Genomic DNA, 16238 nt, shown 5'->3' on the forward strand with positions numbered 1-16238 from the left:
CCCGGCGCTTCGCGCGGTGGGACCGGCTCAACCGGCTGGTGGTTGAGCCGCCCGGCGACCCCCGCTGGTTGAGCCGCCCGGCGAGCTCTGCGAGCTGGCGTGTCGAAACCCCTTGGCGTGCGGTGCACAGTGCTGACCACGGGGTGGTCAGTCTCCGACGGGCCTGCCGGCGACCAGGTTCGACACGTTGCGCGCAAGGTCGTCTTGGAGGCTCGGGTGGCTTCCCGCAAGGGGCGACTCGGCGGCGACGGCGTCAGCGAGTTCTGCCAGTGTCTCGGCGACGAGGGCCTCGGCGTGCCGGAGCCTCCAGGAGGTGAACTCAGCCAGAAGATCCTCTGCGGTGACCTCGGCCAACCGGTACCGGCCTCCCACCGCCAAGGCGAGCCGACCATCGTTGCTCAGGTGCGCCTGCGGCACGAAGTCGTAGGCCGGGGCCAGGGACACGGTGGTGGGTGAGCGGTGCAGCAGCGCGAGGTTCTTCGTGTGCATATCCAGGTTGCCCAACCCGACGGCGGCCACGACCATCCGCGCGAGCCGCTCAAGGTCGGCCCTCCCCGTGAAGCGACGCAGCGTCTCGGCTACTCGCAGGAGGCTCACCCGACCACCGAACTCCTGGTACTTCTGGTTGCCTTCTGCGCCGAGGGCCTGGTTGAAGTCCTCCTGATGCAGGCGACCCCCGGCCTCACGGTCGAAACGTTCGATGACCAGCGCCGGCTGGCCATCGAAGAGCGAGACCTCAGTGGCGAAGTCGGCGATCCCCAACCGTCGCATCAGCCGCGAGCCATACTCCTCGTCGAAGATCACCGTGCTGCCCGGCCCTGCGAGTTGCGGCTTGAGGATGTGCGTCGTCGGGTAGCCGCCGAGCGCCTGGGCCCAACCGTCCTCGGTGCGCACCAGCGTGATCTTCGGCTGGACCCCGCCGAGAGACGTCTTGCCGAGGAAGGCGTCGTTGCCGAGGGGAGACCGGACGGGGTCGTCCATCATGGCCCGGATCCGTGCGTCGGTCACGGGCCGGAGTTCCGGGACCAGGGGCTCCGATGGGTCGTCGAGGTCCCAGATCTGGAGAGCGCCCGCGATGTCGCGGCCGTACCGCGCGAGGAACGCCAAGGTGTCGCCGCTGCGGATGCCGCCCTGAGTCAGCAGATACTCGTACTGGTTGCCCTCAGGCAGCAGCTCGGCGAACCAGTTCCGACGCCGCGCCGCCTGATCTCGGCGGGGTGTCGGCGTGAGCGGGACGGCCACGGAAAGCGCGGTGCTGTTGGTGCCGAAGCGGGCCAGGGCTTCCGGAGTCGGGTGGAAGTCGAACGACCGGGAGTCGCCCTCCAGGGTTCCCACCCGGGTGTCGTAGAGCTCAACCGCGAGGCGCATCGTCGTCCTCCCAGGTGGCGGTGAGCTCGATCCCTGTCGCCTCGGCCAACTCGAGTAGCCGCCGCACCAGGATCGTCGTCTGGCCGCCCTCGATCGCGCTGATCGTGCTCTGGCTGACGTCGACGTCGGCGGCCAGTTCGGTCTGGGACAGGCCTCGGGCCAGGCGCGCCTGCTGGATAGCCAGCCCGAAGTCGGCCGGTGCGCGCAGGTGCGCGGTGCGCTTGACCATCGATCCTCCTATCCCGATTTCAGGATAGGGCAACGGTATCGAGATTCCAAGATAGTCCGAAGACGCTAACTTCGTGATGTTGGTTCATAGATGAACCAACATCACGAAGTTAAGCGTGCCAAGCCGTCGAGCGGGCGACCCGAGCCCGCTAGCGCAGCGCGACGAGGACCTGCAGAAGGCGATCTGGGGTGCCAAGCCGTCGAGCGGGCGACCCGAGCCCGCTAGCCCTTGACGGCCCCCTCCGTGATGCCAGACATGAACTGTTTCGCGCCGAGGAAGAAGATCACCAGCAACGGCAGCACCGCGATCAGCGACGACGCCATCAACATGCCGTAGTCCGTGCCGTGCGCCGTCTTCAACTGACTCAACGCCACCTGCAGCGTCAGCTTCGTCGGGTCGGTCAACACGATCAGCGGCCACATGAAGTCGTTCCACGAGCCGATGAAGGTGAAGATGCCCAGGAACGCCAGCGCCGGGCGGATCGTCGGCAGGCAGACGTGACGGTACTGCCTCAGGAACCCGCAGCCGTCCAGCGTGGCCGCCTCCAACAACTCGCTAGGGATGGCCGACGTGGCGTACTGGCGCAGCCAGAAGATGCCGAACGCGCTGGCCAGCGACGGGAGGATCAGCGCCTTCAGGTCGCCGACCCAACCGAGCTTGCTCATCACCAGGAACTGCGGGATCGTCGCCAACTGCGACGGCAGCAGGAACGTCGCGAGCACGATCCCGAACAACAGGTTCTTGCCGGGGAACTGGAACTTGGCGAACGCGAACGCCGCCAGCGACGCGATCAGCAACACCAGCACCGTCACGCTCGTGGCCACCACGAAGGTGTTGGCCATGGCGGCCCAGATGTTGGTCTTCTCCATGATCGTGCCGACGTTGGCGCCCAGCCGATCCCCGGGGGTCATCACCGGCGGATACTGGTAGATCACCGCCGAAGGCTGCGTGGCAAGCACGAACATCCAGTAGAACGGGAAAAGCGAGACCAACGCACCCGCCAGCAGGCCCAGGTGACGAAACACCGCCGACGGGCGCAGGCGACGCCGACGGGGCGGCCCACCGATGGGGCCGCGACGCCGACTGCTGGTCTCGATAGCCGGCCCGGCCAGTGCGGCGGGGACGGCCCTTGACGACATGCTCATCGCTTCTCCTTGCGCTCGCGGGTCACCAGCCAGTTGATGGCCGAGAAGAACATGACGACAACGAAGACGCCCCAGGCGATCGTGGCGCCGTAGCCGTAGCGGTTCTCCTGGAAGGCGACCGAGTAGAAGTACAGGACCATCGTCAGGCCCGAGTTGCCGACGCCACCGGCCGAGGCGGCGCCCGACGACATCGACGACGTCAGCACCTGCGCCTCGGTGAAGCTCTGCAGCGACCCGATGGTCGACATCAAGGTGATGAACAACACGATGGGACGCAGCTGGGGAAGCGTGATGCGGAAGAAGGTCTGCCAGCCGTTGGCGCCGTCGATGGCCGCCGACTCGTACTGGGTCTTGTCGATGGCTTGGAGCCCGGCGAGGATCAGCAGCGAGTTGTAGCCGACGAACGACCAGGTCGTCAGCGCCGAGATGGCGATCTTGATTCCCCACTCGTTCTGCAGCCAGGCGATGTTGTCGAACCCGAAGAGGTTGACGACGGCGTTGGCCAGGCCGAACTGGCTCGAGAACAGCGAGCTGAACAAGATGCCCATTGCCACCATCGAGGTGACGTTTGGAATCAGGTAGATGACGCGGTACGTGGTGGAGAACCGAAGCGTCGAGTTAAGCATCAGGGCCACGATCGTGGCCAGGATCAGCGTCGGAACCGTCCCCATCACCCACAGGATGAGGGTGTTGACCAGCGACTTGTAGAACAGCGGGTCGGTCACCAGGTAGCCGAAGTTCTCCAGCCCGATGAACTTGATGTCGCCCAGCCCGGACCAGTTGGTGAACGCCAACACCATGGTGAAGGCCATCGGCATCGCGCCGAACATGAAGAAGAAGAAGAAGTACGGGCTGAGGGCCCCGTACTGGGGCAGCGCCCGCCTCATGCGCTGCCCGGTGGACAGCGAACGGTAGCCGTCCACCGGCGGAGGCTCCTGACGACGCCCCCGCCGCGTGACCTCGACGCTCATCCGACCGTGAGGCCGACCTGCTGGGCAAGGCGCTTCGCCGCGGTGACGGCGTCATCCCAAGCCTTGGCAGGATCCTTGCCGGAGGCCTCGACCAGGTCGAGCTCGGCGAAGTAGGGGGCGCTGATCGTGTTCTGATTCGCGTCCTCATAGAGCGGGCGGACGGTTTCGGCGGCGTGGCCGAACACCTCGGCGGCCTTCTGCCCACCCAGGAACTCGACGGGGCCCGCCACCTCCGGCAGCTCGAACGACTCGGGGGTCGAGGGGAAGTTGCCCTTGTCCTCGAACTCGTAGGCCTGGTTCTGCGGATTCAGGATGAAAGCGATCAGCTCGAACGAGGCGTCCGCGTCGCTGACGCCGGCGGGGATCGTCAGGAACGATCCGCCGTTGTTGGTCGCATCGCCTGGATGCTCGCAGACGTGCCACTTGCCACCCGTCGCCGGGGCGTCGACCATCAGGTCGGACAGGTGCCACGAGGCGCCGAAATCGGCAGGTAGGCGACCGTCGTTGACGGCGGCAGCGGAGTCGGCCGTGTTCGACTCGAGCTTGGAGACGATCCCCTCATTCAGCGCCTCGACCGACAGGTCCCATGCATGCTTGATGTGGTCCTGGTCGCCGATAAATGTCTGATTCTCGTCGATGAAGCCCTTGCCGCTCTGCTTCCAGACGGTGTCGAACAGGCCGCCGGTGTTGCGGATGAGGTACGCCCCCGGCTTCTTCGCCATCAGCTCCTTGCCGAGCGCGAAGTACTCCTCCCAGGTGCGGATCGCGGCCGCCAGCTCGACCGGATCGGACGGCAGGCCGGCCTCCTCGAACACATCGAAGCGGTAGAACAGCGCGGTGGGGCCGATGTCGATCGGGATGCCCAGCTGCTTCCCGTCCGTGGTCGTGGCCTGCTCCCACTTCCAATCCAGGAACTGGTCCTTGATGTCGCCGGCGCCGACTGTGTTGAGGTCGACGAAGTACTTGTCCTGGGTGCGGAAGAACGCGATGTCTTCGCCCTTTACGCCGGTGATGTCGGGCAGCCCGCTACCGGCGGTGAAGGTGGTGGTCAGCTTCTGCTTGAAGTCGCCGCCGATGACGTCCTGACGAAGCTGGTACTGCGGGAACTGCTCGGCGACGGCTTGCAGGACTTTGTCGCCGAAACCCTCCGGCCAGGTCCACAGGACCTTCTGTGCGGCCCCGGAGGCGCCAGGGGAGCTGCCGGTGCCGGGAGCCGCGGTGGAACAGGCGGTGAGCCCGCCGAGGCCGAGGGCTCCGACGCCCAGAGCGCCGGTGCGGATGAGGGTGCGTCGTGAGACGTTCATGGTCCGAACTCCTTCAGATGGGTCGGTCCGGCTGAGGCAGCCGGCCATTGAGCAAGTTGATTGATTTTCAGGTGTGTGCGCCGCCAGTGGACGCTGGACGGCAGGCGGACGGGTACGGCGTTCTGCAGGTATCGGTGGCTGACAGCTGTGTTCCACACCTCCGATCGACCTCGATCCTGACGACAGGGCTGAATGTAGCACCAGAAAACGTCGAAATGATGAAATTTGATCAAATCGATAATGTTTGAGCGCGAGGCGATGATCTCGGCTACGTTGGACGAGTGCTGAAGACATTGCGCCACGACGCTCTCGTGGGTCTCGTACAGAGCAAGGGTGCGGCAACGGTTGCCGAACTCGCTGCCGAACTTGGAATCAGCCCGGCCACGACACGCCGAGACATCATCGAGCTCGAGCGGCTCGGCAAGTTGGAGCGCACCTGGGGAGGGGTCCGCTTCCCGACCGACGTGGACGACCCATTCCAGGAAGCGCTCGTGCGCGCCGGGGCAGGTAAGGCCCGCATCGGGCTCAAGGCGGCAGAAGTCATCCCCGACGGCGCCACCGTCATCCTGGACATCGGAACGACGGCCCATCACGTCGCACTCGCGTTGCGGGGGCGGGACTTGACGGTGCTCACGGCCTCCCTGCCGACCTTCGAGGTGCTGCGGGGGGCCGACCTCGAATCCCTCATCCTGCTCGGCGGGCGCTGGTCGGAGCAGTACCAGTGCTTCACGGGCCCGCAGGTCGTCGACGCGCTCGCGCACCAGCAGGCCGACATCGCGTTCGTGGGTTGCTCGGGGGTCTCCGACACCGGGCGGGTGCGCGACACTTCCTATTCGCAGATCGACATCAAGCGCGCGATCCGGGCCGCCGCGGCGCAGACGTATCTGCTTGCCGACTCGCAAAAGCTGCCTGGCAAGGGCGGCAACTCGCCGTTCGAGCTCGGTGAGCTCGACGGAATCATCACAGACGCACAGGCCTTGCCGACGACCCTCGCCGAGCACTGCCTGGCACACGACACGGAGGTAACGCTGGTATGAAGCTCACGATCGTTGGCGGCGGAGGGTTCCGCGTGCCGCTCATCTACAAGGCCCTCATCGCCGACCGCTCCACCGAACGCGTCACCGAGCTGAGGCTCTACGACACCGACGAGGCCAGGCTGCTGGCCATCGCCGAGGTGCTGCGTGAACTTGCCGACGGCGTGCTGGAGGCGCCGCGGGTGATCACGACCAGCGACCCGGCGACCGCGTTGAAAGGCACCGACTTCGTGTTCTCGGCGATGCGCGTCGGCGGCACGCACGGCCGCGCGATCGACGAACAGGTCGCGCTGCGCCACGGCATCATCGGGCAGGAGACGGTGGGGGCGGGCGGCATCTCATACGCGCTGCGCTGCATCCCCGCCGTCCTCGAACTCGTCGGGCACATCAAGGAGCACGCGCCCGAGGCGTGGGTGATGAACTTCACCAACCCCGCAGGCGTCGTCACCGAGGTGATGCAGCAGCACCTGGGCGACCGCGTGATCGGCATCTGCGATTCGCCGCTCGGCCTTGCCAGGAGGGCGCTCGACGCGTTGCGCCGCGCCGGGCTGGTCGCCGACGACGTCCCCGCCCCCGACTCGGGCTCCGACCGCATCCGCATCGGGTACGCAGGCCTCAACCACCTGGGCTGGATCAGCACGCTCCTAGTCGACGGTGTCGACGTGCTGCCGCTGTTGCTGGCGCGCCCCGACCTCATCGAGACCTTCGAGGAGGGTCGCCTCTTCGGAGCCCCCCTGATCCAGGCGCTCGGCGTGCTGCCCAACGAATACCTGCACTACTACTACTTCTCCCGCGAGGATCTGGCGATCGACCTCGCCACCGAGAACACCCGGGGCGTGTTCCTCGAAGCGCAGCAGGGTATCTTCTACCGCTCGGCCCGCCGCGCGGGCGAGGGCGCCTACGACCTGTGGGAGAGCACGCGCCGCGAACGCGAAGAGACCTACATGGCCACCAACCGCGAAGCGGCAGGCAACTTCGAGCGCGACGACGCCGATCTCGAGACGGGCGGCTACGACAAGGTCGCCCTCTCGATCATGCACGCGATCGCCAACGACGAGCCCGCCACGCTCATCCTCAACGTCGCCAACCGCGGCACCATCCCCGAACTCGACGACGACGCCGTGGTCGAGATCCCCTGCCGGGTCGACGGTGCCGGCCTGCAGCGCCTGCCCGGCGCGACCCTCCCGGCGCACGGCCGTGGCCTGGTCGTCAACGCCAAACAGGTGGAGCGTTACACGATCGCCGCCGCGACCGGGCCCTCTCGCGAGGCCGCCGTCCTGGCCCTGATGTGCCACCCGCTGGTGGATTCCTACCAGGTCGCGGTCGACGTGCTGGATGAGCTGATCCAGCGCTTCGACGAGTTGAGCTACCTGCGGGACGCCGTCGATGCATGACGACCGGAGGCTGGTCGAGGAACGGATCGAGCGGCTCCGGGAACGGGTCGGTGAGCGCCTCCACCGCGTTGTCGCCAAGCTCGACGTCTCCGCCTGGCCGACGCCCGGCGAACCGGTCGGCTTCGACGAGGCGCTGCGGGGCGACTATTCGCCCTTCCCACCCGGCACCTGGTGGGGTCCGGCGTGGAGCACCTGGTGGCTGCGCGTCGAAGGGAAGATCCCGGCCGATGCGCTGGGGCTCGACCTGGACCTGCGCGTCGACCTCGGTTTCGTCGGCGACTGGGCGGGCAACCAGTCCGAGGGCATGGTCTTCACCGAGGACGGCTGGCCGCTGAAGGGCGTCAACCCGATGAACCGCACCGTCGCGCTCAACCACGGCGCCCTCGCCGCGCGCGCGGCCGACACCTCACGTCGACTGATCGACGACGACGGCGCCGTCAGGCTCTACGTCGAGGCCGCGGCCAACCCCGATATGTCGCCCCACATGACCAGGCCGACGCTGCAAGGCGACACGTTGACCCGATCCGACGAGCCGGTGTGGCGCTTCGGTGGGGCCGAGGTCGTCGTCCGCGACGATGACGCGTGGGGCCTCTGGTGCGACCTGGAGGTCCTCGACGGGCTGATGCGGCAACTCCCCGAGGATTCGACGCACCGCGCCCGGCTGCTGCGAGGGATGGAGAGGGCCGCCGATGCCGTCGACGCGGGCGACCTCGCCGACGGCGCCGCCGCGGCCAGGCAGGTGCTCGCCCCGCTGATCGCCAGCGGCGCCAACGCCTCCGCGCAGAAGATGGCTGCCGTCGGGCACGCGCACATCGATTCGGCCTGGCTGTGGCCGATCCGCGAGACCAGGCGCAAGGTGCTGCGCACCTTCTCCAACGCGGTCGCGCTGGCTGGGCAGTACCCCGACTTCCACTTCGCCTGCACCTCGGCGCAGCACTACCAGTGGCTGAAGGAGGCCTCGCCGGAGGTGTTCGCCCGGGTGCGGGAGGCCATCGACGCCGGCCAGTGGCACGCCGTCGGGGGCATGTGGGTCGAATCCGACACCAACCTGCCCGGCGGCGAATCGCTCGTGCGCCAACTGACGTCGGGCCTGCGCTGGATGCGCGACGAGCTGGGGGTGCGGCCCGACTGCCTCTGGCTGCCCGACTCGTTCGGCTACACCGGCGCGCTGCCGCAGCTCGCGAAGCTGGCGGGAATGGCATGGTTCTTCACGCAGAAACTCTCCTGGAACCAGGTCAACAGCCTGCCCCACCACACGTTCTGGTGGGAGGGCATCGACGGCACCAAGATCTGGACGCACTTCCCGCCGGTCGACTGCTACGACAGCGTCGTCAGCCCCGAGGAGGTCAAGCGCGCCGAAAGCAACTTCAAGGAGAAGGGCCGCGCCGACCACTCGCTGCTGCCGTTCGGCTACGGCGACGGCGGCGGCGGGCCGGTGCCGGAGATGATGGAGCGGATCCACCGGTTCGCCGACCTCGAGGACGCGCCCCGGCTCACGGCCACCTCACCGGCCGACTTCTTCGCGGCGGCCAGCGCCGAGAACGCCGACCTGCCTACCTGGGCGGGCGAGCTTTATCTCGAGTTCCACCGCGGCGTCTACACCACGCAGCACGAACTCAAGCAGGGCAACCGGCGAAGCGAACACCTCCTGGCCGCCGTCGAACTGCTCGCCGCGCTCACCCCCGGCGACGACGAGGGCGACCGGCTTGAGGGCCTCTGGCGGCGACTGCTGCTCCTCCAGTTCCACGACATCCTGCCGGGCAGCAGCACCTCGTGGGTCAACCGGGAGGCCGCCGCCGAGTTCGCCGCCATCGTCGCAGAGCTGGAGGCGATGCTCGCCGAACGGTTCGCCGTTCAGGCCGGGCGAAGGGGGCTGCTCAACGCCGCCTCGCACCCGCGCCGCGAGGTGATCTCGGCCGACGGCGCGCTGCGCCTGGTGGAGGTGCCGGAACTCGCGGTCGCCGACCTCGCCTCCGCCAGCCGCGAGCCCGCGCGCCCCGTCGAGGTGCAGCGGGTCGGGGGCGGGTTCGTCCTGGACAACGCCTTGGTGCGCGTTGAGATCGACGCCGCCGGCACCGTCACGTCCGTGTGGGACCACCGGGCCCGGCGGGAGGCGCTGCTGCCGGGGGCGCGGGCCAACCTGCTCACGCTGCATCCCGACCATCCGAGCTGCTTCGACGCGTGGGAGTTGCAGGAGCAGTACCGGCGCCAGGCGACGGTGCTCGACGCCGTCGACGAGCTGCAACTGGTGCTCGACGACCCGCTGCGCGCCCGGGTGGAGGTGACGCGCACGTTCGGCGACTCCCGGGTGGTGCAGTCCATCTCGCTCGACGCGGAGGCCGACACCGTCGACTTCGGGCTGGCGATCGACTGGCGCCAGCGCGAGCGGGTGCTGAAGGTCGGCTTCCCGCTGGCGGTGCAGGCCAGGCAGGCCACCGCCGAGATCCAGTTCGGCCACATCGAGCGCCCGGTCGCGGTGAACACCTCATGGGACCAGGCCCGGTTCGAGACGCCAGGGCAGCGCTGGCTGTTGCTGCAGGAACCCGGCTACGGGATCGCGCTTGCCAACGACTCCAGCTACGGCCACGACGTGCATCCGGCGGCCGCCGGGTCGGGCGAGCGGGCCGGCGGGGTCGACGTCGGGCTCACCCTGTTGCGCGCGCCCAACGCCCCCGACCCGACCGCCGACCTCGGCGAGCACACCTTCGCCTACAGCCTCACCGTCGGCGCCGATGTGCCGGCCGCACACCGGGCGGGCATGCGGCTCAACCAGCCGCTGCGCCTGCTCGACGGGGCGACCGGGCTGGCGTCGGCCTTCCGGCTCAGCCCGGCCACTGCGTCGAGCTTCGTCGTGATCGACGCCGTCAAACCGGCATTCGACGGCTCAGGCGACCTGATCGTCCGGCTGCACGAGGCCGCTGGCGCCCGGAGCCGGACCGAGCTGACGCTGGGTCGCGCCGCCGCCTCCGTCACCGAGGTCGACCTGCTGGAGGAACCGGTCGCCGAGCAGACGCAGGCGCTGCCGGACGGTGCCGTCGGGGAGGGCGGCACGGTCGGCCTGGCCCTGCGGCCGTTCCAGATCCTCACCCTCCGATTCGGGAGCCCGTTGTGAAACTGTTGTTGATCTGCCTCGACGGCGTCCGCGCCGACCTGGTCTTCCCCGAGGCCGTCGCGGCCGACCCGTCCTTCGCCGAGCCCGACCACCCGTCCGACCCACGATTTGGAGCAGGGGCCCACGACGGCACCACCCCGCCGGACGAGGCGCCGCGCCCCGCGGCCTTCGCGCCGACCCTGCGTCGGCTCGCCACGGGAAATGCCTTGTCCGAGGGGCGGGTGATCCCGATGTGGATGACCCCGCCCACCGATTCGGGCCCAGGCTGGGCATCGATCCTGACCGGGGCCACGCACGAGGAGTGCAACGTGTGGTGGAACGAGTTCGTCGGCCACGACCTGGCCCGCAACCCCGACCTGCTCTCGCGCGTGTTCTTCGCCAACCCAAAGGCCCGCACGCTGGCGGCGGCCACCTGGGACGCGTTCACCGACCCGGCCGGCCCCGGCCCGATCATCCACCAGCGCGTCGACCAGCAGCGCACCGGGCAACACCAGTTGTTCCACCCGGATCTGCGCCGCGGCATCACCGCCGCCGACGCGGCCGTGTGCCAGTGGGCCTCGTGGAAGCTGCTGCACGAGGGCCCGGACGCGGCCGTCGTCTACTTCGAGGGGGTCGACGCCGCCGGGCACAAGTACGGGGCCGACTCCGAGGAGTACCGGGCGGCCATCTCCCGGGTCGACGAGCACACCAGATACCTGGTCAAGGCGGTCTCCGAGCGCCACGAGCAGCTCGGTGAGGACTGGCTGATCGCGGTGACCACCGACCACGGCCATAAGGCCGCGGGCGGCCACGGTGAGGACGAGGTCGAGGTGCGGCGCAGCTTCCTCGCGGTACACCGGGTCGGCGGACGGCTCCCCGACGCCGTCAGGGACGCCTCTTCGCTGCGCAGCCACCAGGTGATGGGCCTCCTGCTGGAGGCGATCGGCGCCCGGCAGGGAAGCCTGGACGCGCCCGGCCTCGGGGTGCTCACCGACATCGAGCCCGTCGGCCCGACGAGGGACCTAGCCTTCGAGTGGTGAAGGTGCCCGCCACATGCGCACCCTTCGCACCGTGCCGCGGAAGTCGTCGGCGCGCTGCCCGGCATACTCGCCGGCCCCGACACGCCAGCGCCACGGGCCCGGCAGCAGCGGGGCCGCGAGCACGGCGTCGACCCTCCCGACCTGGTCGCCGTCGATCCACATCCCCGCGCCCTCGCCCTGACGCACGACGACGGTGAGCTCGGCGCCCGGCTGGTACTCGTGCGAGGTCGCCCAACACTCGGCGCTCTCGACCGCGGCCTGCCAGCCCACGAAGTTCTCGCTGGAGAGGCTGAGCGCGGCCAGCGGCTCGGACGATCCTGGTGCAGAACCGAGCCTGGCCAGCAGCACCTCCCACCTCTCTGGCATCGCGGACGGCAGCACGCACTCCACCTCGATGACGGCGGTGCCGGGCAGCTCGGCCTCGAACTCGCGCTCGCCGTCGGGGTGCTCGTCGACCACCAGATCGAACCCGTCGGCCTGCCAGGGGACGGTTCGTCCGCCACCGAGGGCAGCCGGCAGCGGGAACCGGAACTGGTCTTCCGGCCTTGCCAGGCTGAGGTGGCGGCGGGCCTCGACGCTGTGGAGGAGCAGCGGGTCCGTCAGGGCCGCGTTGAGCGTGATCGCCTGCGCCTCACCTTTTTCCGGGTCGAACTCGTAGACGCGGACGGTGCCGGCGCCGCCGAACGGCAGCTGTTGGTGGTTGACGGCGTGGAACTCGCGCCCGTCGACCGGGACGCGCGCGCTCGGCCATTCGTGGCCACCGATCACCAGGAACACGTGCGGGTGGGCGCGGAGTCGCTCCTGGATGGCGGCGCCGTGCGGGGTCAGGCGGGCGTCGACGGCGGCGTCGTGGCTGACCAGGACGGTCGGCACGTCGCGGTGGGTGGCGAGGATGCCGTCGGCCCAGGCCCACGTCGGCGCGGTGGGTCGCCAGTCGAGCGCGAGCACGCCGAGTCGACCGCCGCCCGGCAGGTCGAGCACGCGCCACGAGGAGTAGCCGTCGCGGCTGTGGGCGACCGGGGTGACGAGGTGCCCGCCGCTCACCAGCGGGCTGCCGGGGCCGAACGCGTCGAGGAAGGGGGTCGGGCCGCGGTCATCGCCGTGGGACTGGTCGACGTCGTGGTTGCCGGTGGCGATCGTCCAGGCCAGCCCGTCGAGCGTCTCGTGCGAACCGGTCAGCGTGCGCAACGCCTGCTCGCACTCCGATCTCCAGCCGTGTTCCGTCACGTCGCCGACGTGGATTACGTGGCGCAGCGGGGCGATGGCGCCCGCCGAGATGAGCTTGTCGACGCGCTCGAGCGTGGCCGTGAGGAGGCCGGGGGCTGTGCGGTCGCCGTCGAAGAGGTACTGGGTGTCGCCGATGACCAGGAGCGAGAAGCGGGTCACGCCCGGCCTCGGAGGGCCGCGGCGAGGCGGGGCAGGCGTGGGTCGTCTGAGGCGAGCGCGAGGGCCAGGAGGTCGTCGAGGCCAGGCGGTTCGGCGGCTCCTGAGGGGCGGCCGAGGATGGCGGCGACGATGAAGGCGACCAGGTCGAGGCGCCGGGTCAGGCTCAGGTCGGGGAGCGTGTTTGCGAACACGAAGGAGGCGAGCGCCGAGTCGCCTGCGCCAGTGGTGCCGGTGGCACGGACGGCAAAGGCGGGCACCTCTGCCTCCTCGCCGCTGGCCGCGTCCACGGCCAGCAGCCCGGCAGCGCCCCTGGTGACCACGACGAGCGGCACCTTGGCCGTGAGTCGCCTGGCCGCCAGAAGCGCGTCGTCCTCGCCGGTGAAGGCCATCGCCTCCAGCTCGTTGAGCATCCAGACGTCGCAGGCCCCGCGGCTCAGGAGCGCCTCGCTGGACCACTCCCCAGTGGTATCGAAGCCGCGGGAGGCATAGACGGTGGAGCCGGCGGCGCGGGCGCGGTCGATCCAGGGGAGGACCGGGTCGCGCATGTCGACGATGACCGAGCCGGCCCGGAATGCCAGGTCGTCGAGGTGTGCGGTGACGCCGTCGGGGGGTGGCGTCTCGAAGGTGGCCATGGCGCGGTCGTCGGCTGTCGAGAGGGCGACCGTGGTCGGGAGGCGCCAACCGGGGTGGACGCGCGAGAGGGACATGTCGATGCCGAGCGCACGCATGTCGTCGGCGAGCTGGGCGCTGGCGGTGTCGTCGCCAAGGGGCGTGCTCAAGGCGGTGCCCATCCCGAGCGCGCGGCACACGCGGGCCATGTTGCTGATCCCGCCCCACGTCTCGTGCAGCCCGGTGGCGTGGCGCTCCTCGCCGAGCGCGGGAAGCACCGGAAGGCCGGTCATGATGAGGTCGCGGTAGGTCACGCCTACCGCCAGCACCTCGGTGTCGAGGCTTGAAGCTTCGGTCACGATCCCTCCATGCTTAGGTTTGATCGAAATGATCGAGTTGTGAGCGCTGGGCACGGTAAGTCTAGTAAATGCTGCGTAAGTCTGCTCATTTGTTTAGAGTTCGGGTATGACAGAGCTTCCCAGCCGCATCGCGGCCGTCCTGTTCGACATGGACGACACCCTCGTCGACTCCGAGGCCGCGTGGTTCGCGGCGACCGAGGACGTCTGGACCGACGCCGGCGGTGACCCGACGGGCAAGGGCCTGCTCGGCTGCTCGATCGCCGATCTGGTGGAGCAGTTCGAGGCCGACTTCCCCGGAGCGGATCCCGCGGAGACCGAACGTCGCCTGCGGGAGCGTCTGTCGCATCACATCGGTGACGCGGTCGCCCCGATGCCTGGCGCCGTCGACCTGATCACCCGGATGAGCGCGCTCTTCCCGATCACGATCGCGTCGAACTCGCCGTCGGACATCGTCGCGCACGTGGTCGACTCGCTCGGGTGGGGGGCGTTCTTCACGGCGCGCCTCGGGACGGAGGACGTCGCCTCACCGAAACCCGCGCCCGATCTCTATCTGGCGGCGGCCGCCGCGTGCGGGGTCGACATCGCAGACTGTGTCATCTTCGAGGACTCTCCGGTCGGCGTCCAGGCGGCGCGGGCCGCGGGCGCGTTCGTCGTGGCGGTCGGCCCGGCGGCGGCCGGGGCCGGGCACACCTCGGTCGAGTCGCTGCTCGACCCGCGTGTCGTCGCGTGGCGGCCGGGGCCGGTGCGTCGGGTGACCAATCCCGCAGGGGAGGAGCTGACGACCGAGTTGGCGCGCTGGGGTGCCCGGATCGCGCAGCGGTCGGGTGCGGTGGCCGGCGAGCGGTTCGAGGCGATGATGCGCGACACGTGGTGTACGACCATGTCGCGCAACGGCGACGGGGTTTTCGTCGTCACCGGTGACATCCCGGCGATGTGGTTGCGCGACTCGTCGGCGCAGGTGCTGCCGTTCCTCAGGTTGCAGCATGTGCCGCAGGTCGCGGAGACGCTGCGCGGGATCGTGCGGGAGCAGTGGCGCTGCATCCGCATCGACCCCTACACCAACGCGTTCAACGCGGGCCCGACCGGGGCGCACTTCGACGAGTCTGACGGCGAGCTGGACCCGAACGTGTGGGAGCGCAAGTACGAGATCGACTCGCTTGGGTTCCCGGTGCGGCTCGCGCACCGGATCTGGCGCGACAGCGGCGACGCGGCCCACCTCGACGACGCCGTGCGGCGGGGCTGCCACGCGATCGTCGAGCTGTGGAGGCGGGAGCAGCGCCACTTCGAGTTGTCGTCGTACCGCCACGTGCGGCCCGCGGAGCCGTGGGACACGTTGGGGGAGGACGGCCGGGGCACGCCGGTCGCCGTCACGGGGATGACGTGGAGCGGATTCCGCCCCTCCGACGACGCCTGCCGCTACGGCTACAACATCCCGGCGCAGCTGATGGCCGTGTCGGCGTTGCGCTGCATCGCCGAGTTCGCCGACCACTGGGACGACGCCCCGTTGGCCGCGGAGGCGCGAGCGCTCGCCGTCGAGATCTCGGATGGGGTCGCTGCGCACGGGTTGATCGAGGGTCGCTATGCGTACGAGGTCGACGGGCTGGGGGGAGTGTTGTGGATGGACGACGCGAACATGCCCTCGCTGCTGTCGCTACCGCTGACGAGCGACGTGGCCGCCGACGACCCGGTCTACCTGGCGACGCGGGCGTGGGTGTTGAGCGATGAGAACCCGTTCTTCTATCGGGGGAAGTTCGCCGAGGGCGTGGGGAGCCCGCACACGCCGGAGGGTTACGTGTGGCACATCGCGTTGGCGGTGCAGGGTTTGACGGGCTCCGAGTCGGAGGGGGAGTCGTGCTTGGCGACGATCTTGGCGACCGACGCGGGCACGGGGTTGACGCATGAGGGCTTCGATCCGGACGACCCGGGCTTGTTCACTCGGCCGTGGTTTAGCTGGTCGAACTCGATGGCGTGTGAGTTGATGATGGAGTTGGTTGAGCCTCGCGGTTGAGCCGCCTTGTGAGGTACGAGCAGGGTCGCCCCCTGCTGGTTGAGCCGCCTTGTGAGGGACGAACAAGGCGTGACGAAACCCCTCTCGTTGGTTGAGCCGCCTTGTGAGGGACGAGGAAGGCGCGTCGAAACCCCCGTCGTCGGTTGAGCCGCCTTGTGAGGTACGAGCAAGGCGTGACGAAACCATCGTGACGTTGTCCGGGGGCTCTGTGCACCGTGTGCCGGGTGGTTTCGTCCAGGCGCCGGTTGAGCCGCCTTGTGAGGTACGAGCAAGGCGTGACGAAACCATCGTGACGTTGTC

Annotated in this window: 12 protein-coding genes and 1 pseudogene; 6 read left to right on the forward strand and 7 right to left on the reverse strand. The window is 69.2% G+C overall.

The window, feature by feature from the left end; translation table 11 throughout:
• Nucleotides 1-147 precede the first annotated feature (147 nt).
• The 5 genes from BUC15_RS16730 to BUC15_RS16750 all read right to left on the reverse strand — a co-directional run bounded on the left by BUC15_RS16730 (nt 148) and on the right by BUC15_RS16750 (nt 5017).
• Entirely contained in the window at nt 148-1368 is a 1221-nt protein-coding gene (locus BUC15_RS16730; protein WP_073190563.1) for a type II toxin-antitoxin system HipA family toxin, read from the reverse strand.
• The gene (locus BUC15_RS16735) at nt 1352-1597 is read right to left on the reverse strand and encodes a helix-turn-helix domain-containing protein (protein WP_073190566.1); all 246 of its coding nucleotides are present in this window, start codon (nt 1595-1597) and stop codon (nt 1352-1354) included. The genes BUC15_RS16730 and BUC15_RS16735 overlap by 17 nt, the downstream gene beginning before the upstream one ends.
• 221 nt (nt 1598-1818) lie before the next feature.
• On the reverse strand, nt 1819-2742 hold the full coding sequence (locus BUC15_RS16740; RefSeq protein ID WP_245788023.1) for a carbohydrate ABC transporter permease: 924 nt from the start codon (nt 2740-2742) through the stop codon (nt 1819-1821).
• Nucleotides 2739-3629 carry a carbohydrate ABC transporter permease gene (locus BUC15_RS16745; protein ID WP_073190592.1) on the reverse strand — a complete coding sequence of 297 codons (891 nt, stop codon included), beginning with the start codon at nt 3627-3629 and terminating at the stop codon, nt 2739-2741. The genes BUC15_RS16740 and BUC15_RS16745 overlap by 4 nt, the downstream gene beginning before the upstream one ends.
• Before the next feature lie 80 nt (nt 3630-3709).
• Entirely contained in the window at nt 3710-5017 is a 1308-nt protein-coding gene (locus BUC15_RS16750; protein WP_073190570.1) for an ABC transporter substrate-binding protein, read from the reverse strand.
• A 281-nt stretch (nt 5018-5298) separates the two neighbouring features.
• On the opposite strand from BUC15_RS16750, the gene BUC15_RS16755 reads away from it, so the two are divergent.
• Genes BUC15_RS16755 through BUC15_RS16770 form a run of 4 tightly spaced genes read left to right on the forward strand, consistent with a single transcriptional unit; the run spans nt 5299 to nt 11576 of the window.
• On the forward strand, nt 5299-6054 hold the full coding sequence (locus BUC15_RS16755) for a DeoR/GlpR family DNA-binding transcription regulator (RefSeq protein WP_073190574.1): 756 nt from the start codon (nt 5299-5301) through the stop codon (nt 6052-6054).
• A complete protein-coding gene (locus BUC15_RS16760) occupies nt 6051-7445 on the forward strand; it encodes a 6-phospho-beta-glucosidase (RefSeq protein WP_073190577.1) in 1395 nt (464 codons plus the stop codon). The genes BUC15_RS16755 and BUC15_RS16760 overlap by 4 nt, the downstream gene beginning before the upstream one ends.
• The gene (locus BUC15_RS16765; protein ID WP_073190579.1) at nt 7438-10557 is read left to right on the forward strand and encodes an alpha-mannosidase; all 3120 of its coding nucleotides are present in this window, start codon (nt 7438-7440) and stop codon (nt 10555-10557) included. Before BUC15_RS16760 ends, BUC15_RS16765 begins: the two co-directional genes overlap by 8 nt.
• Nucleotides 10554-11576 carry an alkaline phosphatase family protein gene (locus BUC15_RS16770; protein ID WP_073190581.1) on the forward strand — a complete coding sequence of 341 codons (1023 nt, stop codon included), beginning with the start codon at nt 10554-10556 and terminating at the stop codon, nt 11574-11576. The genes BUC15_RS16765 and BUC15_RS16770 overlap by 4 nt, the downstream gene beginning before the upstream one ends.
• Here the strand turns inward: BUC15_RS16770 and BUC15_RS16775 are convergent.
• Nucleotides 11559-12962 carry a metallophosphoesterase gene (locus tag BUC15_RS16775; protein ID WP_073190584.1) on the reverse strand — a complete coding sequence of 468 codons (1404 nt, stop codon included), beginning with the start codon at nt 12960-12962 and terminating at the stop codon, nt 11559-11561. The genes BUC15_RS16770 and BUC15_RS16775 overlap by 18 nt on opposite strands.
• On the reverse strand, nt 12959-13930 hold the full coding sequence (locus BUC15_RS16780; protein WP_073190587.1) for a carbohydrate kinase family protein: 972 nt from the start codon (nt 13928-13930) through the stop codon (nt 12959-12961). The genes BUC15_RS16775 and BUC15_RS16780 overlap by 4 nt, the downstream gene beginning before the upstream one ends.
• A 106-nt stretch (nt 13931-14036) precedes the next feature.
• Here BUC15_RS16780 and BUC15_RS20870 point away from each other — a divergent pair.
• Together BUC15_RS20870 and BUC15_RS20875 are read left to right on the forward strand one after the other, a co-directional pair.
• Nucleotides 14037-14579, forward strand: a pseudogene (locus BUC15_RS20870) (HAD family hydrolase); the annotation flags it as partial.
• A 102-nt stretch (nt 14580-14681) separates the two neighbouring features.
• Nucleotides 14682-15938: a glycoside hydrolase family 125 protein gene (locus tag BUC15_RS20875; RefSeq protein WP_425443375.1), complete on the forward strand. Its 1257-nt coding sequence runs from the start codon at nt 14682-14684 to the stop codon at nt 15936-15938.
• Nucleotides 15939-16238: the final 300 nt, after the last annotated feature.

The organism is Tessaracoccus bendigoensis DSM 12906 (assembly GCF_900141915.1).
Taxonomy (GTDB): Bacteria; Actinomycetota; Actinomycetes; order Propionibacteriales; family Propionibacteriaceae; genus Arachnia; species Arachnia bendigoensis.

Excerpts from the sequence above, each read along its gene's own strand:
- BUC15_RS16730 (WP_073190563.1), bottom strand. The coding sequence starts at position 1,368 with ATGCGCCTCGCGGTTGAGCTCTACGACACCCGGGTGGGAACCCTGGAG.
- BUC15_RS16735 (WP_073190566.1), bottom strand. The coding sequence starts at position 1,597 with ATGGTCAAGCGCACCGCGCACCTGCGCGCACCGGCCGACTTCGGGCTG.
- BUC15_RS16740 (WP_245788023.1), bottom strand. The coding sequence starts at position 2,742 with ATGAGCATGTCGTCAAGGGCCGTCCCCGCCGCACTGGCCGGGCCGGCT.
- BUC15_RS16745 (WP_073190592.1), bottom strand. The coding sequence starts at position 3,629 with ATGAGGCGGGCGCTGCCCCAGTACGGGGCCCTCAGCCCGTACTTCTTC.
- BUC15_RS16750 (WP_073190570.1), bottom strand. The coding sequence starts at position 5,017 with ATGAACGTCTCACGACGCACCCTCATCCGCACCGGCGCTCTGGGCGTC.
- BUC15_RS16760 (WP_073190577.1), top strand. The coding sequence starts at position 6,051 with ATGAAGCTCACGATCGTTGGCGGCGGAGGGTTCCGCGTGCCGCTCATC.
- BUC15_RS16765 (WP_073190579.1), top strand. The coding sequence starts at position 7,438 with ATGCATGACGACCGGAGGCTGGTCGAGGAACGGATCGAGCGGCTCCGG.